The sequence below is a fragment of the Nocardioides bigeumensis genome (assembly GCF_039531755.1).
GTDB lineage: Bacteria > Actinomycetota > Actinomycetes > Propionibacteriales > Nocardioidaceae > Nocardioides > Nocardioides bigeumensis.
In genome coordinates this window covers 38519-58200 of sequence record NZ_BAAAQQ010000003.1, presented here as the reverse complement: position 1 = coordinate 58200, position 19682 = coordinate 38519, and the positions used below count along the sequence as shown (strand labels likewise).

At 70.8% G+C, this 19682-nt stretch carries 15 protein-coding genes; 9 read left to right on the top strand and 6 right to left on the bottom strand.

Annotated features, from left to right (window positions below; all coding sequences use genetic code 11):
- Positions 1-4: 4 nt before the first annotated feature.
- From ABD295_RS06060 to guaD, 5 genes are read left to right on the top strand one after another with little or no spacing between them, the layout of a single operon-like run.
- Entirely contained in the window at positions 5-583 is a 579-nt protein-coding gene (locus ABD295_RS06060; protein WP_344302772.1) for a dihydrofolate reductase family protein, read from the top strand.
- Between the two features lie 11 nt (positions 584-594).
- Positions 595-2100 (top strand): xanthine dehydrogenase small subunit, encoded by a 1506-nt coding sequence (locus tag ABD295_RS06055; RefSeq protein ID WP_344302771.1) that lies wholly within the window; start codon positions 595-597, stop codon positions 2098-2100.
- Complete coding sequence (xdhB, locus tag ABD295_RS06050) at positions 2097-4373, top strand: xanthine dehydrogenase molybdopterin binding subunit (RefSeq protein WP_344302770.1); 2277 nt, start codon at positions 2097-2099, stop codon at positions 4371-4373. The genes ABD295_RS06055 and xdhB overlap by 4 nt, the downstream gene beginning before the upstream one ends.
- Positions 4373-5185, top strand: coding sequence for a xanthine dehydrogenase accessory protein XdhC (gene xdhC, locus ABD295_RS06045; RefSeq protein ID WP_344302769.1), 813 nt, complete (start codon positions 4373-4375; stop codon positions 5183-5185). The genes xdhB and xdhC overlap by 1 nt, the downstream gene beginning before the upstream one ends.
- Positions 5182-6474, top strand: a complete 1293-nt coding sequence (gene guaD, locus ABD295_RS06040; protein WP_344302768.1) for a guanine deaminase — start codon at positions 5182-5184, stop codon at positions 6472-6474. The genes xdhC and guaD overlap by 4 nt, the downstream gene beginning before the upstream one ends.
- A 45-nt stretch (positions 6475-6519) precedes the next feature.
- Here the strand turns inward: guaD and aceB are convergent, their stop codons facing one another.
- Positions 6520-8127: a malate synthase A gene (aceB, locus tag ABD295_RS06035; RefSeq protein ID WP_344302767.1), complete on the bottom strand. Its 1608-nt coding sequence runs from the start codon at positions 8125-8127 to the stop codon at positions 6520-6522.
- A 62-nt stretch (positions 8128-8189) separates the two neighbouring features.
- Here aceB and ABD295_RS06030 point away from each other — a divergent pair, with 62 nt between their 5' ends.
- Positions 8190-9212 (top strand): substrate-binding domain-containing protein, encoded by a 1023-nt coding sequence (locus tag ABD295_RS06030; RefSeq protein WP_344302766.1) that lies wholly within the window; start codon positions 8190-8192, stop codon positions 9210-9212.
- An 18-nt stretch (positions 9213-9230) separates the two neighbouring features.
- Here the strand turns inward: ABD295_RS06030 and ABD295_RS06025 are convergent, their stop codons facing one another.
- Positions 9231-11327, bottom strand: a complete 2097-nt coding sequence (locus ABD295_RS06025) for an MMPL family transporter (protein ID WP_344302765.1) — start codon at positions 11325-11327, stop codon at positions 9231-9233.
- A 205-nt stretch (positions 11328-11532) separates the two neighbouring features.
- Positions 11533-13050 (bottom strand): hypothetical protein, encoded by a 1518-nt coding sequence (locus ABD295_RS06020; RefSeq protein ID WP_344302764.1) that lies wholly within the window; start codon positions 13048-13050, stop codon positions 11533-11535.
- A 270-nt stretch (positions 13051-13320) separates the two neighbouring features.
- Here ABD295_RS06020 and ABD295_RS06015 point away from each other — a divergent pair, with 270 nt between their 5' ends.
- The gene (locus ABD295_RS06015; protein WP_344302763.1) at positions 13321-14442 is read left to right on the top strand and encodes a hypothetical protein; all 1122 of its coding nucleotides are present in this window, start codon (positions 13321-13323) and stop codon (positions 14440-14442) included.
- Between the two features lie 44 nt (positions 14443-14486).
- Here ABD295_RS06015 and ABD295_RS06010 read toward each other — a convergent pair whose 3' ends face one another.
- The 3 genes from ABD295_RS06010 to ABD295_RS06000 all read right to left on the bottom strand — a co-directional run bounded on the left by ABD295_RS06010 (position 14487) and on the right by ABD295_RS06000 (position 17457).
- Positions 14487-15632, bottom strand: coding sequence for an acyl-CoA dehydrogenase family protein (locus ABD295_RS06010; RefSeq protein ID WP_344302762.1), 1146 nt, complete (start codon positions 15630-15632; stop codon positions 14487-14489).
- The gene (locus tag ABD295_RS06005) at positions 15629-16672 is read right to left on the bottom strand and encodes an LLM class F420-dependent oxidoreductase (RefSeq protein WP_344302761.1); all 1044 of its coding nucleotides are present in this window, start codon (positions 16670-16672) and stop codon (positions 15629-15631) included. Before ABD295_RS06005 ends, ABD295_RS06010 begins: the two co-directional genes overlap by 4 nt.
- Before the next feature lie 470 nt (positions 16673-17142).
- Positions 17143-17457, bottom strand: a complete 315-nt coding sequence (locus ABD295_RS06000) for a GIY-YIG nuclease family protein (RefSeq protein WP_344302760.1) — start codon at positions 17455-17457, stop codon at positions 17143-17145.
- Positions 17458-18275: 818 nt separating this feature from the next.
- Here ABD295_RS06000 and ABD295_RS05995 point away from each other — a divergent pair.
- The gene (locus ABD295_RS05995) at positions 18276-19070 is read left to right on the top strand and encodes a helix-hairpin-helix domain-containing protein (RefSeq protein ID WP_344302759.1); all 795 of its coding nucleotides are present in this window, start codon (positions 18276-18278) and stop codon (positions 19068-19070) included.
- Between the two features lie 122 nt (positions 19071-19192).
- Positions 19193-19681 carry a hypothetical protein gene (locus ABD295_RS05990; RefSeq protein ID WP_344302758.1) on the top strand — a complete coding sequence of 163 codons (489 nt, stop codon included), beginning with the start codon at positions 19193-19195 and terminating at the stop codon, positions 19679-19681.
- Position 19682 lies beyond the last annotated feature (1 nt).

Below are 19682 nucleotides of genomic sequence, written 5' to 3'. Positions count from 1 at the left end.
CCTGATGGCCCGACTGCTCTACACCGCGATCTGCTCGCTCGACGGCTACACCGCCGACGCCGACGGCGACTTCGACTGGAGCATGCCCGACGCGGAGGTCCACGAGGCGGTCAACGCCGTCTCCGAGCGGGTCGGCACCCAGCTGCTCGGCCGGCGGATGTACGACGTCCTCAAGGTGTGGGACGACCCGGCGATGCTGAACGACGACGAGCCGGCGATCAGGGAGTTCGCCGAGGTGTGGCGGGCCACCGAGAAGGTCGTCTGCTCGCGCACCCTGGACTCGGTCGACGCGCCCAACACCTCGGTGGTGAGGGAGCTCGACATCGCCGACGTGCGCCGACGGCTCGCTGGGTCTGACGAGGACCTCGGCATCGGTGGGCCCACCCTCGCGGCTCAGGTGATCGCCGCAGGACTGGTCGACGAGATCCACCTGTTCGTCAACCCGGTGATCGTCGGCGGGGGGCTGCGGGCGCTGCCCGACGGCGTACGGCTGGACCTCACGCTGGCGGGGGAGCGGCGCTTCCGCAACGGGGTCGTCCACCTGCACTATGTGCGTGGACCTGGATCTGCGGAGACGAGGTGACGCCGGAACTCATGAGCGAGGCCTCGATCACGGTCAACGGGGACCTGCGCCCGCTCGGCGGGACGCCGGTGCACACGACCGCGCTCGACTTCCTGCGCGGGCTCGGTCTCACCGGGGCCAAGGAGGGCTGCGCGGAGGGCGAGTGCGGCGCCTGCTCGGTGCTGGTCTCGCGTCCCGAGCCGTCCGGCGGGACGCGGTGGACCGCGCTCAACGCCTGTCTGCTGCCCGCTGCCGCCCTCGACGGCCAGGAGGTCGTGACCGCGGAAGGCCTGGGCGAGGGGTCCGCCCTGCACCCCGTGCAGCGCGAGCTCGCCGAGCGTGGCGGGTCGCAGTGCGGCTACTGCACGCCGGGGTTCGTCTGCTCGATGGCCGCGGAGTACTACCGACGCGACCGTGTCTCGACAAGCTCGACAAGCTCGACAAGCTCGACAAGCGAAGCGTGGCACCACGCCCTGAGCGGCAACCTCTGCCGCTGCACGGGATACCGGCCGATCGTCGACGCCGCGGAGGCGCTCGGGCCACCTGCCGGCGATGACCCGCTCGCGGCCCGGCGCGACCAGTCGGCACCGCCCTCGGTCGCGACGACGGTGGTCCACGATGACGGCGTCTTCGTCCGGCCGGTCGACCTCGCCGCGGCGCTCGCCGTGCTGGACGAGCACGAGGACGCCGTCGTGATGGCCGGGTCGACGGACCTCGGCGTCGAGGTCAACCTGCGGGGATCGCGGCCGGCGTACGTCGTCGCGATCGACCGGCTGCCCGAGCTGCGCGAGGTCTCGGCGAGCCGGGCCGGCGCTTGGATCGACGTCGGTGCGGCGCTGACGCTGAGCGAGGTCGAGGAGGCGCTGGCCGGGCGGGTCCCGCTGCTCGACGAGGTGTGGCCGCAGTTCGCGTCGCGGCTGATCCGCAACGGTGCGACCATCGGCGGCAACGTCGGCACCGCCTCGCCGATCGGTGACCTGGCGCCAGCCCTGCTGGCTCTCGACGCGCGGCTGCTGCTCGTGTCGAGCGGGGGTGAGCGCGAGGTGCCGTTGAGCGAGTACTTCACCGGCTATCGCCAGACCGTCCGCGCTCGCGATGAGCTGATCAGGTCCGTGCGGCTTCCCGCGGAGCAGCCCGGCATCACGGCCTTCCACAAGATCGCCAAGCGACGCTTCGACGACATCTCCAGCGTCGCGGTCGCCTTGGCCATCGACGTGATCGAGGGAGTCGTCACCCGTGTCCGCATCGGCCTGGGCGGTGTGGCGGCGACGCCGATCCGGGCGCTGCGCACCGAGCTGACGCTGGCCGGTCAGCCCTGGACCGCCGAGTCGGTCGAGGCGGCCGCGCTGGTGCTGGCCGAGGAGGGCACGCCGATCGACGACATGCGCGCCTCGGCGGCGTACCGCTCCGCGATGCTCGGCAACAGCCTGCGGAAGCTGTGGGTCTCGACCGGGCTCGACCACCGGTGGTCGAGCAGCGAGCGGTCAGTCGAGACCACAGCCGAGACCGGCGATGTGGACGGCAGGGGGGCGCAGTGACCAGCCTCAGCCAGCGACCGGGCGGCGCTGTCGTCGGCACCGAGATGGAGCACGAGAGCGCGGCGCTGCACGTGACCGGTCGGGCCCTCTACACCGACGACCTCGTCGGCCGCACGACCCACGTCCTGCACGCCTTCCCGGTGCAGGCGCCGTACGCGCACGCGCGGGTCACGGCCGTCCGGGCGGACGCGGCGTACGACGTCCCCGGCGTGGTCCGCGTGCTGACCGCCGGCGACGTGCCCGGCCTCAACGACGCCGGCGTCAAGCACGACGAGCCGCTGTTCCCCGACGAGGTGATGTATCACGGCCACGCCGTCGTCTGGGTGCTCGGCGACACCCTCGAGGCGGCGCGTCGCGGCGCGAAGGCGATCGAGGTGGACTACGAGCCGCTGCCGGCGCTCGTGACGATCCGCGAGGCGATCGCCGCGGAGAGCTTCCAGGGCGGGTCGCCGACGGTCGAGCGCGGCGACGTCGAGTGGGCCTTCGAGAACGCCGCCCACGTCTTCTCCGGCGTGACCGAGATGGCCGGGCAGGAGCACTTCTACCTCGAGACCCACGCGTCGCTGGCGCTGGTCGACGAGGGTGGTCAGGTGTTCGTGCAGTGCAGCACGCAGCACCCCACCGAGACCCAGGAGATCGTGGCGCACGTCCTCGGGCGCCAGAGCCACGAGGTGACCGTGCAGTGCCTGCGGATGGGCGGCGGCTTCGGCGGCAAGGAGATGCAGCCGCACGGGTACGCCGCCATCGCGGCCCTCGGCGCGACCATCACCGGACGCCCGGTACGGCTGCGCCTGCCGCGCCAGCAGGACATCACCATGACCGGCAAGCGGCACGGCTTCCACGCTGAGTGGCGGGTGGGCTTCGACGAGGACGGCCGCTTGCTCGCTCTCGACGGCACGATCACGTCCGGTGGCGGCTGGAGCCTCGACCTGTCCGAGCCGGTGCTGGCGCGGGCGCTCTGCCACATCGACAACGCCTACTGGATCCCGCACGTGCGCGTGCACGGCCGGATCGCCAAGACCCACATCACCTCGCAGACCGCCTTCCGGGGCTTCGGTGGCCCGCAGGGGATGCTCGTGATCGAGGACGCGCTCGGCAGGTGCGCTCCGCTGCTGGGGCTCGACCCGGCCGAGCTGCGGCGCCGCAACTTCTACGTCGACGGCCAGGACACGCCGTACGGTCAGCCGGTCCGGCACCCCGAGCGGATGGTCGCCGCGTGGGAGCAGGTCCGTGCGACCGGTGACGTCGATGCCCGCCGGGCCGAGATCGACGCCTTCAACGCGCGCTCGGCGCACAGCAAGCGGGCGCTGGCGATGACGCCGGTGAAGTTCGGCATCTCCTTCAACTTCACCGCCTTCAACCAGGGCGGGGCGCTGGTGCACGTCTACAAGGACGGCTCGGTGCTGATCAACCACGGCGGCACCGAGATGGGCCAGGGCCTGCACACCAAGATGCTCCAGGTCGCGGCGACGGCGCTCGGCCTCCCACTGGCCCGGGTCCGCCTGGCGCCGACCCGCACCGACAAGGTGCCCAACACCTCGGCGACGGCGGCCAGTGCGGGCGCGGACCTCAACGGCGCCGCGGTCAAGGACGCCTGCGAGCAGATCCTGGCCCGGCTCGAGACGGTCCGCGCGGGTCGCGACATCGCCTGGGACGACCTGGTGCGCGAGGCCTACTACGCGCGCGTGCAGCTGTGGGCGGCCGGCTTCTACCGCACCGAAGGCCTGCACTGGGACGCCGCGGCGATGCGCGGGTCGCCGTTCAAGTACTTCGCGTACGGCGCCTGCGCTGCCGAGGTGGAGGTCGACGGCTTCACCGGGGCCTACCGCCTGCGCCGGGTCGACATCGTCCACGACGTCGGCGACTCGCTGTCGCCGCTGGTCGACCTCGGGCAGGTCGAGGGCGGTTTCGTGCAGGGGACCGGCTGGCTGACGCTCGAGGACCTGCGCTGGGACGCCTCCGACGGTCCGCACCGCGGCCGGCTGGCCACCCAGTCGGCCAGCACCTACAAGCTGCCGAGCCTGTCGGAGATGCCGGAGGACTTCCGCGTCGCCTTCCTCGACAAGGCGCACGAGGACGGCGCGGTCTACGGCTCCAAGGCCGTGGGTGAGCCGCCGCTGATGCTCGCCTTCGCGGTGCGTGAGGCGCTGCGCGAGGCCGCCGGCGCCTTCGGGCCGCCGGGCGTCAGCGTCGAGCTCGACTCGCCGGCCACACCGGAGGCGGTCTACTGGGCCATCGAGCGCGTCCGCCGCTCCGGTCACGAGGGGTCCTGATGCACTGGCTGGCGGCGTTGTCCCTGCTGCGTGCGGAGCGTCGGGCCGGCGTGCTGGTCACGGTCACCGACGTGCGCGGTCACGCCCCTCGCGACGCCGGCGCCAAGATGGTGGTCGCGGCGGACGCGACGTGGGGCAGCGTGGGCGGCGGCAACCTCGAGGAGACCGCGCTCGCCCGTGCGCGCGCCCTGATCGCGTCGCGCGCGGTCGCGCCCGTCACCTTCACGATGTCGTTGAGCGACAGGGCCCGCACCGAGCACGGGCAGCAGTGCTGCGGCGGCGAGGTCACGCTCGTGCTCGAGCCGCAGCCGGTCGTGCCGGCCATCGCGATCTTCGGGATGGGCCACGTGGGGCTCGAGCTGGCCCGCATCCTCAGCCGTCACGACGTCGAGCTGCACCTCGCCGACTCGCGCGCGGCGTACGTCGCCGACGACGCGCTCGCCGTGCTGCACGGCGGTCCCGCGACGATCCACGCCCACCACGCGCCGCTGCCCGAGGTCGTCCTCGGGCAGGTGCCGACCGGGTCGCACGTGCTCGTGCTGACCCACGACCACGCCGAGGACTTCGCCCTCTGCGACGCCGCGCTGCGCTGCGGCCACCTCGCGAGCGTCGGCCTGATCGGTTCCGCTGCCAAGTGGCGGCGCTTCGAGAAGGGCCTGCGCGTCGAGGGGCACCCCGAGACCGAGATCTCCCGGATCCGGTGCCCCATCGGGGCGGGTGCACCGACCGGGAAGGACCCCGCGAGCATCGCCCTGGCCGTCGCGGGCGAGGTGCTCCAGCTCGCCGCGGCCGACCGCGCGGCGCTGCGATGACGACCTTCCTGGTCCGGGCCAGGGTCCTCGACACGCCCGACGACCCGGGCGCCGGTGGAGGGCTGCGCAGCGACGACGACTGCGGGCTGCTCGTCGTCGACGGCGTGATCACCGCGAGGGCGGCGTACGCAGAGGTGCGGGCCGCCCATCCCGACGTGCACGCCGTCGACCTGCGCGAGGGGGTGCTGCTGCCCGGTCTCGTGGACACGCACGTGCACTACCCGCAGGTGCGGGCGATCGGCGCCCTCGGCATGCCGCTGCTGGAGTGGCTCGAGCGCTGCGCGCTCCCGGAGGAGTGCAGGCTGGCCGACACGGCGTACGCCACCGCCGTGGCAGAGGAGTTCGTCTTCGGGCTGGTGTCGGCGGGCACCACGACGGCGCTCGTCTTCGGCTCGCACTTCGCCTCGGCCGTCGACGCGCTCTTCACCGAGGCCGAGCGGGTCGGGTTGCGGGTCACCTGCGGGCTGGTCGTCAGCGATCGCGAGCTGCCCACGGACCTGCTGACCACCCCGGAGCGGGCGCTCGCCGAGTCGCTCGCGCTGGCTTCACGCTGGCACGGGCGAGGACGGCTGAGGTACGCCGTCACCCCGCGCTTCTCGCTCTCCGCGGGCGACGAGGTCCTGGCCGCGTGCGCGACGGCGCACCACGAGGTGACGGGGTCGTGGTTCACCTCCCACGTCAACGAGAACCCCGCCGAGGTGGCGTACGTCGCCGAGCTGTTCCCCGCCCGCGCCCACTACGTCGACACCTACGACGCTCATGGTCTGGTCGGACCTCGATCCGTGCTGGCGCACAACGTGCATCCGACCGACGACGAGCTGCGCGTCCTGGCCTCGCGCGGCGCTTCGATCGCCAACTGCCCGACCAGCAACGCCGCGCTGGGCAGCGGGCTCTTCTCCCAGCGCCGGCACGACGACTTCGGCGTGCGCGTCGCCCTGGGGTCGGACGTGGGAGCCGGCACCGGCTTCTCGCTCTTCAAGGAGGGGTTGCAGGCGTACTTCCACCAGCGGCTGCTCGGCCCCGACGGCGTCCCGCTCAGCCCCGCCGACCTGCTCCACCTCGCAACCCGGGCAGGAGCGCTCGCCCTGGGACTCGCCGACGAGGTCGGCGACCTGTCGGTCGGCAAGCAGTTCGACGCCGTCCTGGTCCGCCCGCACGCCGACGACCCCTTAGACGTCTGCCTGCGTCACGCCGCCTCGCCCGACGACGCACTGGCCAAGATCTTCGCGCTCGGTGGGGACTCCGACGTCGCTGGTGTCTGGGTCGGCGGTACGCGCGTGAAGGGGTGAGATGCCCCGGTCGACCGGGGCATCTTCCCGCGGCCGGCAGCGAGCTCAACCGCCCGCGGCCAGCACCTCTCGGTACGCCGGGAGGGTGAGGAAGTCGACGTACTCCTCGCCGAGCGCGCAGTCGACGAAGACCCGGCGGGCGGTCTCCCAGAGGGCGCGGTCGTCGTCGGCGACCTCGGCCACCAGCGCGGCGTACTCCTCCTCGATGAACCGCTCGACGAGCTCACGGTTGACGACCTCACCGGTGTCGAGGGTGGCGGCGTTGAAGACCCACTGCCAGACCTGGGAGCGGGAGATCTCGGCGGTCGCGGCGTCCTCCATGAGGTTGCGGATCGCGGCCGCGCCGTTGCCCGACAACCAGGCACGCACGTAGGCGATGCCGATGCTCACGTTGTCGCGCAGACCCTGCTCGGTGCGGGAGCCCGGGGTGTCCGACACCGCCAGGAGGTCGGCGGCGGTGACCGACACGTCGTCGCGCTGCCGGTCGGCCTGGTTGGTCGCGCCGGCCAGCTCCGCGTCGAAGACCTCCAGGCAGAGCGGGACCAGGTCGGGGTGGGCCACCCAGGAGCCGTCGAAGCCGGCCTGCACCTCGCGGGTCTTGTCCTCGCGCACCTTCGCGAACGCGCGCTCGTTGACCTCGGCGTCCCGACGCGAGGGGATGAACGCCGCCATCCCGCCGATCGCGAAGGCACCCCGGCGGTGACAGGTGGCGACCAGGAGGTCGCTGTAGGCCTTCATCATCGGCGCGGTCATGGTGACGGCGCTGCGGTCGGGGAGGGTGTACGCCGGTCCGGCGTCGCGGAAGTTCTTGATGATGCTGAAGAGGTAGTCCCACCGCCCGGCGTTGAGCCCGGCCATGTGGTCGCGCAGCGCGTGGAGGATCTCCTCCATCTCGAAGGCCGCGGTGATCGTCTCGATCAACACGGTCGCGCGGATGGTGCCGTGCGGGACCTCCAGGGCGGCCTGCGCGTGCGTGAACACGTCGTCCCACAGCTGGGCCTCGCGGTGCGACTCCAGCTTGGGCAGGTAGAAGTAGGGACCGCTGCCGCGGGCGAGCAGCTCGCGCGCGTTGTGGAAGAAGTAGAGCCCGAAGTCGACGAGGGCGCCGGCGACCGGCTGGTCGTCCACGAGGAGGTGCGCCTCGTCGAGGTGCCAGCCGCGCGGCCGGGGCACGATCACCGGCACTTGGTCGGGGTCGCGCAGGGCGTACTCCTTGCCCTCGGCGGAGGTGAAGGCGAGGGTGCGGCGGACAGCGTCGCGGAGGTTGACCTGACCGCCCACCACGTTGACCCAGTGCGGGGTGTTGGCGTCCTCGAGGTCGGCCAGCCAGACCTTCGCGCCCGAGTTGAGCGCGTTGATCGCCATCTTGCGCTCGGTCGGCCCGGTGATCTCCACGCGACGGTCGCGCAGGTCGGCCGGCACCGGCGCGACGCGCCAGTCGCCTTCACGGACGTGGGCGGTCTCAGGCAGGAAGTCCAGGCTCGCCCCGCGGGCCAGTGCGGCACGGCGCTCGGCGCGTGCGGCGAGCAGCTCGCCGCGCCGGGCACCGAACCTGCGGTGCAGGTCGGCGACGAAGTCCAGCGCCTCAGGAGTCAAGACCTCGTCGGCGCGGTCCACCTGGGGTCCGCGAAGGGTGATGCCGGGGCTGGTCATCGGGTCACGATATCGGCACACAACCGCCAACCTGGGCTGCTCTCGCGTGACACGATGTCGGCGTGCTGACGGTCCGGGGCGCGGTGCGAGGTACGGCGGCTCTCGTCGTGGCCTCGGCTGCCATCGCCGGGCTCGGCGCGTGCCGGCAGCCGTCCGACCGGACCGTGGTCGCCGTGCTCGGCCTGGGAGCCCAGTCCGGCTCGGCGGCCTTCGCCGAGCGGGTGGTCTCCCGCTGTCCCGACTGCGTCATCGCCGACGACTACGCCGGATCGACCGGGGCCGACGTGCGGGCCGCGGTCGCCGACGGTGCCGACGTGATCGTGGCCCGCGCGACCTCGGCGGTCGCCGGCGCCGAGGTCGTCGACGCTGCCGGCAGCATCCCCGTCGTGGCCGTCGACGTCCTGATCGACGATGCGGCCTGGTACGTCGGCTTCGACCGCACCTCCGCGGGCGTGGCGGTCGCCGACGCGATGTCGCGGCAGCTCGGAGACCGTGGCGGGGCGCTGCTGCTGGGCGGTTCCGCGGTCGATCGGGACACCGACGTGATCGAGAGCGGACTGCGCGACGGGCTGACCGGGCACGGGGTCGACGTGCTGGCCGAGCTCGACGCCACCACGGCCACGGCGGACGAGGCCCGCGACTGGGTCGCCGAGCAGCTCGAGGGGCCTGGCGGCAAGCAGGTGGCGGCCGTGGTGGCGGCCAGCGACGCGCAGGCGCTGGGCGTCCTGGAGGCGTTCGAGGCCGCCGGCCTGCCGCGCCCGTGGCCACTGGTGGCGGGGATCGGGGGCGACCTCGAGGCCGTACGCCGCGTGGTCGCCGGCGACCAGACCTTCACCGTGCACGTGCCGGTGACGCAGACCGCGCAACGGGCCGCCGACGTGGCGCTGTCGTTCGCATCTGCAGACCCGGGCGCGGACCTGACCGACAGCACGGAGCTGTCGGGCGTCCCGGCGTACGTCTTCGAGCCGGTCGTGGTGTCGGTGGGCTCGGTCACCGACACCGTCGTGCGCGACGGGACCTACACGACCGAGGAGATCTGCGCAGGCGACCTGGAGGAGGCCTGCGCAGATCTCGGGATCAGGTAGCCCGGATCGAGCACGTCGTCAGCGGGACTCGACGAGGGCGTCCTCGTCGCTTCGTGGCGGCTCCAGCGACGAGCGGTCGAGCGAGCTCGGCCACCAGATCTTGCCGCCGAGGTCGAGGTTGAGCGCGGTCACCAGCACAGAGCGGACCACCATCGTGTCGAGCATGACGCCGAGCGCCACCGCGACTCCGAGCTCGGCGAGGAAGACGACCGGGATCGTGCCGAGCACGAGGAAGGTCGCCGCCAGCACCAGGCCCGCCGAGGTGATCACGCCGCCCGTGGAGGTGAGGGCCACGATGGAGCCCTCCCTGGTCCCTCGGTGCAACGTCTCCTCGCGGACTCTCGTCATCAGGAAGATGTTGTAGTCGATGCCGAGGGCGACGAGGAACACGAAGGCGAACAACGGGAACGACGGGTCGGACCCGGCGAAGCCGAAGACGTACTCGAACAGCAGGGCCGAGATGCCCAGCGCCGCGCCGAACGACAGGATCACCGTCGCGATGAGCAGCAGCGGCGCGAGGACGGCCCGCAGCAGCATCATCAGGATCAGGAACACCGCCGCCAGGATCACCGGGATGATCACCTTGTTGTCGCGGGACGAGGCCACCTTGGTGTCGAGGTAGAACGCCGAGCCTCCGCCGACCAGGGCGTCGGCGCCGTCCACCGCGTGGACGGCGTCGCGGGCGCGCTCGACGGTGTCGAACGACGCCGGCGAGGAGATGTCGGTGTCGAGCACCGCCTGCATGAAGGCGACCCCGCCCTTGGAGATCGGCTCGGACGGGTCCTCCATGCCCTCGACGTCCATGAGCGCGTCGCGGACCTCGGCGGCCTGCGCCTCGTTGGCGACCACCTGGATGGTGTTGGACTGGTCGACCAGGTCGTGGTCGACGAGCACCTTCTGGCCGGTGATCGACTGGAACTCCTTGGTGTAGGAGTCCTCGGTCGAGAGCCCGGCCGTGTCGAGCCGGAACAGGCCGAGGCAGGCGATGAGCAGGACCACGGTGGTGCCGACCCAGACCTGGCGCGGCTTCGGCTTGATCCACGCCGCGACCTTGGCCCAGATGCCGGACTCGGTCGGCTCGGGCGAGCCGAAGGCCGGACGCTTGGGCCAGAAGATCCACCGGCCGACGATGACCAGCAGGGCGGGCAGCAGCGTCACCTGCACGCAGAAGGTCACGGCGATGCCGATCGCCGCCACCGGGCCCAGGCCGGCCGTCGAGTTCATCTCGGCGAGCACGAGGCAGAGCATGCCGACGACGACGGTCGCCGCACTCGCGAGGACGGCCGGTGCTGCGCGGTGGAGCGCGAAGGCCATCGCCTCGTGGCGGTCCTCGTGGCGACGCAGCTCCTCGCGATAGCGGGCGACCAGGAGCAGGGCGTAGTCGGTGCCGGCGCCGATGACGAGGATGGTGAGGATCGCATAGCTCTGCCCGTTGACCGTGAGGTCGGCGTACTTGGCCAGGAAGTAGACGACCGCCTGCGAGGTCGTGAGGGCCACGCCGGCACAGATGATGGGCAGGATCCACAGGACGGGGCTGCGGTAGGTGAAGAGCAGGATCAGGATGACCACGCCCAAGGTCGCGAACAGCAGCGTGCTGTCGATGCCGCCGAAGGCCTCGGCCGCGTCGGCGGCCTGGCCGCCGGCGCCGGTGACGTAGGTGTTGACCCCGTCGATGTCGACGATCTCCCTAATCTCGTCGGCCTTGTCGGGCAGGAGGTTCCACCCGTCGCTGCCGAGGTTGAAGGTGACCATCGTCTGCGCGACCACCCCGTCCTCGGAGGGGAAGGGGCCGAGCACGTCGCCCTCGACGCCGTCGAGCTTGGCGAGCTCGACCGCGTCCTCCTGGGCGGCGGCCAGGTCGTCCTGGGTCAGGCCGCTGTCACGCTCGTAGACGACGATCGTGGGGATGGCGTTGGGGTCCTGGAAGGGCTCGAGCTTCGCCAGCGCACGGGTGGACTCCGCGCTGGACGGCAGCCAGGAGGAGGCCTCGTTGTTCTGCACGTCGGCGAGCTTGGCCGCGAACGTCGAGGACACCCCGACGACGATCAGCCACGCGACGAGGACGATCCACTTGGTGATCCGACCGGTCAGCGAACCGGCAATCTGACGATGCATGACCGCACTCCATCACTCCGGGGACGCCTGGAGGCATCCGGTTGTGCCCTGAGAGACCCCTGAGAAAGCCAAGACTCATCGTGCCACGGGCCACCGACAGGGAGGCAAACGAGAAACGACGACACGAGAAAAGGCGCGACCGGAGTCCGGTCGCGCCCTTCCTTGGTGTGCCGCTGAGCGTGCGGCCCGCGTCAGCCCGCGTGGATCACTGGCGCTGCATGTCGCGCCCGGGCCCGCCGCTCAGCTTGTCCTTGCCCCTGCCGCCGGTGAGCTTGTCCGCGCCACCGCCGCCCTGGAGCTTGTCCTTGCCTCCGTCGCCCCGCAGCACGTCGTCGTCGCCCTGACCGCGGAGGGTGTCCTTGCCCTTGCCGCCGATGAGCAGGTCCTTGCCGTCGCCGCCGCAGACGAGGTCGTTGCCGTCCCAGGCCTTGACGGTGTCCTTGCCGCCGCCTCCGACGATGACGTCGTCGCCGGCGGTGCCGTAGAGCACGTCGGCGCGGTCGTGGCCGTACGCCGTGGCGTACGCACCGCTGCACCTCGGCGTCGGGTCACCCACGAAGCCCCAGAGGAGCCCGGTCTTCCCGGTGGCGAGGCCCGAGACCACGATCCGACCCGGTCGCTGGACGAGTGCCGCGGTCGGGCGGCTGTCGGGCTCGGGGTCGCTCCAGCCGCCGCCGACGCCGAAGGTCGGGTCGAGGTCGCCGTCGTCCTGGAGGCGGTAGAGGCTGGCCCGGCCCGCCGAGACGATGGGGACGATGATCTTGTCGTCGGCCTGGATCGCGAGCTTGCCGCTGACGCTGACCGCGTAGTTCTTCATGGTCGAGAACTTCGCGTCGTAGCCGCCGCCTTGGTGGAACCTGGTCACGATGAGCGGGGACCGCGTGTTGTTGTTGGAGGCGTTCTGCTCGACGGCGCCCGAGGACACCACGATGCCGCCGTCGTTCTGCACCCCGATCGAGACGGGCTCGATGGACGCGATGGTCCAGCCCAGCGGCGGCGTCGGTCGGTGGCTGGCCCGCCCGTTCACGCCGAAGTCGCCGTCGATCGCGCCGTTCGCGCTGAGCCGGAAGACGTCGATGCTCGTCGCCGACCGGCCGCCCGCGAGCACGGTGCCGTCCTCGAGAACGGCGAGGTTGTCGACCTGGCTGGTGCCGAGCGTCGTACCCCCGCCCGAGCCGAAGGTCGTGTCGACGACCCCGGTGGCCGTCAGCCGGTAGATCGACGCGCCGTTGGCGACGATCAGCCGGCCGTCGGGCTGGAGGGCGATGTCGAGGAAGCGTGAGGCGTTGAAGTCGACGCGGCCGGTCCCGCCCCAGGCGGGATCGAGCGCGCCGGAGGCACTGAACCGCCAGATCCGGCTGAACTCGCCGTTCTGCGAGTAGGCGCTGACGTAGGTGTAGCCGCGGGCAGAGTCGGCCGCGACCTCGGCGGCTCCCCACTCGGCGGCTCCACCGAACTGGACGAAGCCGGAGCCGGCGAAGGACAGGTCCGGCGCCCCGGTCGGCGTGAAGCGGCGTACGTCGAGCGCGTCGCTGTTGCCGGGTCGGATCGAGACCGTGACGAACCGGTCGTCGGTCAGGCCGTCGAGCCCGACGACGCGGAAGCCGAGCCCGAGCGGCGCACGTCCGGCGCCGACGAACGCGGGGTCGTAGTCGCCCGGAGCGGCTCCTGCGGGCGCTTGGGCGGCGGCGAGCAGGCCGCCGGCCAACGCGAGCGTGGCCACGGTCGCAAGCGACCTGATCGAGCGAGAAGGAGCTGGGAACCGAGATGTGGGCATGCGCTGTGTCTCCTCTGGATCGGCCACCCCCGAGGCGGCCCCCGTGTCTGCTGTGACGCTACCCACAGAGGATCGGTTCGGCGCACGACCCGCCGGGGTGTGCACCTCGGGGTGAATCGCCGAAATCGTTGCCGATATGTGACCTTGGGCAGTGCCATGGGAGACGTAGGTTGTCACGGTTGCCACCGGCAACCATCAGTCCCATAAGGAGTGCATGTGAACAACCTTTCTCGCCTGTCCGTGGCGCTCGGGTCCGGACTCGTCCTCTCACTGGGTGCGCTCGCACCGGTCGCCACCGCGACAGCAGCCCCCAGCCAAGCCCCTGCGGCCACCCACGCCCAGGACCTGATCCACAACCCCGGCAAGGACTTCATCGAGCGCGGCGTCACGCCGAGCGAGTGCGGTCCGACCCTGCTGGACGAGTACTTCGGCGCCCAGGTCGCGTCGATCTCGGACGAGGACTTCGCCTTCCTGCTGGAGCACATCGACACGATCTTCGACGTGCCGACCTACGAGCCGCTCTTCTTCGGGACCGCCGGTGACGGCGCTCACGACCTGACCCTGCACGCCCAGCAGCTCAGGCAGACCTTCCGCGACCTGAAGAAGTTCTGGGCGGGCTCTGCGCACGACGGTGTCCAGTTCGACGACATCCAGCTCATGGCGATGCACGGCGACGTCCTGCTCGACGCGGATCGGATCGCCAAGACGCTCACGCTCCTGGTGCAGGAAGGCTTCTACGACCTGACTCCGGAAGAGATCGCCACCGAGGCTGAGACCGTGGCGTCGTACATGCAGTCGGCCGGGGACTTCTACGACAACCCGCTCTGGACGCTGAACGCCTACGCGTTCTCCGCCGAGGGCGACCCCGACCCGCTGGTCCAGGGCCTGCCCGACAAGCTCGTGTTCGGCGACGGCATCCTGGACTTCCTCGACTGGGCCGGTCTCGGCGACGTCGGCACGCGGGCCGTGATGGGCCACGAGTTCGGCCACCACATCCAGTACGAGATCGGCACCTTCGACGACGAGCCCGCCGACCCTTCCGAGGCCACGCGTCGCACCGAGCTGATGGCCGACGCATACGCGTCGTACTTCATGGTGCACAAGAAGGGCGAGGCCATCAACAAGAAGCGGGCCGTCGACGCGGTGCTCACCTCCTACTCCGTGGGTGACTGCTCGTTCGACAGCTCCGGCCACCACGGCACGCCGCTCCAGCGCCAGCGTGCCGCCGAGTGGGGCGCCGACCTGGCCATGGCCGCGTCGCCGAAGAGCTACGTGCTCGACGCCACCGTGTTCGAGGAGATGTTCGACGCCGCTCTGCCGGGGATCATCTCCGGCTGACGCGTCAAGCTAGGTAGTCACCGACATCGGTCGCGGCCTGGGGTTCACAGCCCCAGGCTGCGGCCGATGATCTCTTTCTGGATCTCGGTGGTGCCGCCGTAGATCGTCTGGACGCGTGAGTTGAGATAGGCGCGCGCGATGGGGTACTCGCTCATGTAGCCGTAGCCACCGTGCATCTGCACGCCTTGGTCGACGACCTTCTTCTGGACCTCGGTGGTCCACCACTTCGCCATCGAGGCCGTCGCCGCGTCGAGCTCGCCGCGCACGTGCTTGGCGATGCAGTCGTCGACGAAGACCCGGGCGATGCGCGCCTCGGTCGCCATCTCGGCGATCACGAAGCGGTTGTGCTGGAACTTGCCGATCGGCCGGCCGAAGGCGGTGCGCTCCTTGGCGTACGACAGCGTCAGGTCGAGCACCCGCTCGCAGGCGGTCGCGGCGGAGACGGCCATCGACAGCCGCTCCTGGGACAGGTTGGTCATCAGCTGGAGGAAGCCGGAGCCCTCCTCGCCGAGGAGGTTCTCGCGCGGCACGCGCACGTCGTCGAAGAAGAGCTCGGCGGTGTCCTGGGCGTGCTGGCCGATCTTGTCGAGGTTGCGGCCGCGCTCGAAGCCCTCCATGCCCCGCTCGACGACGAGCAGCGAGATGCCCTGGTGGCCGGCGTCGGGATCGGTGCGGGCGACGACCAGCACGAGGTCGGCGAGGATGCCGTTGGAGATGAAGGTCTTCTGCCCGTTGAGGACGTAGTGGTCGCCGTCGAGGCGGGCGCTGGTCTGGATGCCTTGGAGGTCCGACCCTGCGCCCGGCTCGCTCATCGCGATCGCGGCGATGGTCTCGCCCGAGCAGAGCCCCGGGAACCACCGCTGCTTCTGCTCCTCGGTGGCTGACGCCGCGAGGTAGGGCGCGATCATGTCGTTGAAGAGCGTGTACGCCGCGCCGTACGTGCCGCGCTTGGTCATCTCCTCGCCCACCACGGCGTTGTAGCGGAAGTCGTCGGTCCCGCCGCCGCCGTACGCCTCGTCGAGCTGGAGGCCGAGCAGCCCCTGCGCGCCGGCCTTCGTCCAGGCCTCGCGGCTGACGATCCCGTCGGCCTCCCACTGCTCGTGGTGGGGCACGACCTCCTTGTCCAGGAAGGTGCCGACCGCCTCGCGGAACGCCTCGTGCTCGTCGTCGAAGAGCTCTCGCCTGCTCACGCAACCATCTCCTTCACCTGGGCGACCAGCGCGGCGGGGTCGTCGGCGACCGGGGCGACCTGGAGGTTGGTCACGCCGGACTCGCGGAAGGCCTCGATGCGCTCCTGGACGTACGACGCCGGGCCGACCAGGTTGCAGGCCTCGAGCCACTCCTGCGGCACCTTGGCGGCGGCGTCGCGCTTGTTGCCGCCGAGGTAGAGGTCCTGGATCTCCTTGGCCTCCTTCTCGTAGCCGTACTGGCAGAAGAGGTCGTTGTAGAAGTTCTTGCCGCGTGCGCCCATCCCGCCGACGTAGAGGGCGGCGTGCGGCCGCGCGAAGTCGAGCAGCGCCTTGGTCTCCGGGCCCTCGCCGATCGCGAGCATGCCGCCGGCGGAGATCTCCAGCGGGCTCAGGCCGTCAGGCCTCTTCGCCCTCTTGGCCCCGCCGCGGGCGAGCGCGTCGCCCCAGACGCTCGAGGCCTTCTCGGGCCAGTAGAAGATCGGCAGCCAGCCGTCGGCGTACTCGGCCGTGGCTTCGACGTTCTTCTGGCCGAGCGCGGCGATCCAGATCGGGATGCTCGGCCGCTCGGGCTTGCTGAGGAGCTTGAGCGGCTTGCCGAGGCCGGTGCCCTGCCCCGCGGGCAGAGGGAGGGTGAAGATGCCGTCATGCACGAGGGTCTCGCGGCGCAGCCCGCGGCGGACCAGGTCGACGATCTCGCGGGTGCGGCCCAGCGGCTTGTCGTAGGGGACCCCGTGGAAGCCCTCGATCACCTGCGGTCCCGATGCGCCCAGGCCCAGGACAGCCCGGCCGCCCGACACGTTGTCGAGGCCGGCCGCGGTCTGCAGGATCGCGCTCGGCGTGCGCGAGTAGATGTTGAGGATGCCGGAGCCGATCAGCACCCGCTCGGTCTTGGCGGCCAGGTAGCCCATCAGCGTGGGGGAGTCGAAGCCGTACACCTCGGCGACCCAGACCATGTCGAGGCCGGCGGCTTCGAGCGCGGAGACCTGGTCCGCCGCCTCGCGGGGGTTGCCGGAGTACATCAGCGGCATCGAGAGCTGCATGCGTCTCACTGTGACAGCGCTGCTGTCACGATCGCAAGGAGGCGAGCACGGTCGCGCGACGCGACGCCATGACGGCATGCGGTTCGAGCCATAGAAGGCTCCATCCGTCCGACGTCCCGGGCGGCGGCTCAGTCGTGCTCGCCGTTCCACGAACGCCACAGCGCGGCGTAGGCACCAAGGTCTCGGTTTCGCTCGACCACCGGTCGTGGATGGGTGTGGTCTCGACTTCGCTCGACCGCCGGTCGGTGGTCGAGCAGCGAGCTTGCGAGCGGATAGTCGAGACCACGGCTCCAACGTCTCGACTTCGCTCGACCACCGGTCGGTGGTCGTGCAGCGAGCTTGCGAGCGGATAGTCGAGACCACGGCTCCAAGGTCGACTGCGCTCGACCACAGCTACAAGGTCTCGACTTTGCTCGACCGCCGGTCGGTGGTCGAGCAGCGAGCTTGCGAGCGGATAGTCGAGACCACCACTACAAGGTCGAGTCCGGATGCCCTCGCTTGATCCACCCGGTCCTGCCTCGGGCGAGCAGCGGGAGGTCGTCCCAGCGCCCCTCGATCAGCGCCTCTCGCTTCGCCCGCGACCAGTTCTGGACTCGCTTCTCGAAGGCGAATGCCTCGTCGACACGCTCGAACTGGCAGGACCAGACCAGCTCGACCGGCCGACGCCTTCGCGTATAGGCCGCACCCTCTCCCACCTGGTGTTGATAGAGCCTCGCTTCGATGTTGGTCGTGCTGCCGACGTAGTAGGAGTCGTCGGAGCACCGCAAGATGTAGACCCAGGCCACGCAGCGAGGGTTCCGTGTCATTGACTCGCCGGCAACTGGTCGGCGTCAGGCCTGTGGATGACCGCCCGCGCTGTGGTCTCGACTTCGCTCGACCACCGGTCGTGGGTGTGGTCTCGACTTCGCTCGACCGCCGGTCGGTGGTCGAGCAGCGAGCTTGCGAGCGGATAGTCGAGACCACGGCAACAAGTCTCGACTTCGCTCGACCACGGCTCCAGGGTCTCGACTGCGCTCGACCACCGGTCGGTGGTCGAGCAGCGAGCTTGCGAGCGGATAGTCGAGACCACCGCAACAAGTCTCGACTTCGCTCGACCACCGATCGTGGGTGTGGTCTCGACTTCGCTCGACCGCCGGTCGGTGGTCGAGCAGCGAGCTTGCGAGCGGATAGTCGAGACCACCGCAACAAGTCTCGACTTCGCTCGACCACGGCTCCAAGGTCTCGACTGCGCTCGACCACCGGTCGGTGGTCGAGCAGCGAGCTTGCGAGCGGATAGTCGAGACCACCGCAACAAGGTCTCGACTCCGTTCGAGCACCGGTCGTGGATGGGTGTGGTCTCGACTGCGCTCGAGCACCGGTCGGTGGTCGAGCAGCGAGCTTGCGAGCGGATAGTCGAGACCACCGCTCCAAGGTCTCGGCTCCGTTCGAGCACCGGTCGTGGATGGGTGTGGTCTCGACTGCGCTCGACCACCGGTCGGTGGTCGAGCAGCGAGCTTGCGAGCGGATAGTCGAGACCACCCCAACAAGTCTCGACTTTGCTCGACCACCGGTGGTGTGAGTGGACTCGACCTTGCTCGACCAGCGGCTCCTTTATCGTGTCGGCGTGATGATCAGACCTGTCGAGCTGAGTGCGATCAAGGCGGGGACGATCGACCTGGCGTTCCGGCGGTGGGACCGGCCACGGGTGGTCGTCGGGACGCAGATGCGGACCATGGTGGGGCTGATCGAGGTGACGTCGGTCGAGCAGGTCGACGTCGCGGACCTGACCGAGCATGATGCGCTCCGGGCTGGCTACCTCACCCTCGCCTCGCTCCTGTCTGCGCTCGAGCAGAAGGCCGACAAGCCGGCGTACCGGGTCGGGCTGAGGTACGCCGGCGAGGACCCGCGCGTCGCGCTGCGCTCGGTCGTGCCCGACCGCGACGAGCTCGCGACGATCCAGGCGCGGCTCGACCGTCTGGACAGAGCCGCCAAGTCAGGGCCGTGGACCCGCGCCACCCTCGACCTGGTCGACCGGCACCCCGAGGTCCGGGCACCCGACCTGGCCAAGAAGGTCGGCCGGGAGACCGCGGAGTTCAAGACCGACGTGCGCAAGCTCAAGGAGCTCGGGCTGACCGAGTCGCTCGCGATCGGCTACCGGCTCTCGCCGCGCGGAGAGGCCGTCGTCGACGCAGGCCTCCGCCGTCCCCGCAAGCGGCCACCTCGGGAGGCAGGGACGCCGATCCCGCACGTCGGTGCACCCGCGACCCGGGCGTTGCGCGCCGCAGGGCTCACCACTCTCGAGAAGCTCGAGCAGGTGACCGAGGCCGAGGTCTCGGCCCTGCACGGTGTCGGCCCCTTCGCGATCGCCCGGCTCCGCGAGGCACTCGCCGAGAGGGGTTCGTCGTTCACGCCCGACTGAGCAGGCGCCTTCTCATGGCTGCGGGAGCGACAGCCGCTGTCTCGGGCTGCTCGGACCTCGGACGGAGACCTCCGAGCCGGCCGGGGGCAGTCACTCCGAGGCCGACCGGCAACGTCGAACGGGTGAACCTCGACGCTCTCGACGTCACCGGACAGGCCAGCGAGCCTGCCACCAGGGCAGAGCTGGCCGACATCGCGGAGTCGCTCGGGCCGATGCCCGCGGGGTACGCCGCGATCGTCACCCGCTTCGGCTTCTGCGCCATCGGTGACTACGTGCGCGTCTACCCGCCCTCGGCGCTGGAGGCGCTCACGAGGGAGTGGCGGCAACGGGTCACGGACTACTGGTTCTGGGACCTCACGGACGTCGGGCTGACGAAGGAGGAGGTGCAGGCGGGGTTCTCGCCCGCCGACACCTTCGACGGCGACGAGGTCGTGGTCGTGCCGGGTCGCGCGGACCTGCTCCTCCTGCCGCGCGCCTCGGACGTGGGCGTCCGGTTGGACCCCGATCTGCGCATGGCGGTCGCGCAGGTGCTGGAGCGGTCCGGCTACCCGCCTGCGACGAGCGTGGAGACCTTCTCGACCGAGGAGCTGCCCGGCAGCGGGGAGTCTTAGC

Bases quoted from the DNA above. Each gene is read 5' to 3' on its own strand.
- xdhC (WP_344302769.1), top strand. From the start codon at position 4,373: ATGCACTGGCTGGCGGCGTTGTCCCTGCTGCGTGCGGAGCGTCGGGCC.
- ABD295_RS06005 (WP_344302761.1), bottom strand. From the start codon at position 16,672: ATGCAGCTCTCGATGCCGCTGATGTACTCCGGCAACCCCCGCGAGGCG.
- ABD295_RS06025 (WP_344302765.1), bottom strand. From the start codon at position 11,327: ATGCATCGTCAGATTGCCGGTTCGCTGACCGGTCGGATCACCAAGTGG.
- guaD (WP_344302768.1), top strand. From the start codon at position 5,182: ATGACGACCTTCCTGGTCCGGGCCAGGGTCCTCGACACGCCCGACGAC.
- aceB (WP_344302767.1), bottom strand. From the start codon at position 8,127: ATGACCAGCCCCGGCATCACCCTTCGCGGACCCCAGGTGGACCGCGCC.
- ABD295_RS06055 (WP_344302771.1), top strand. From the start codon at position 595: ATGAGCGAGGCCTCGATCACGGTCAACGGGGACCTGCGCCCGCTCGGC.
- ABD295_RS06060 (WP_344302772.1), top strand. From the start codon at position 5: ATGGCCCGACTGCTCTACACCGCGATCTGCTCGCTCGACGGCTACACC.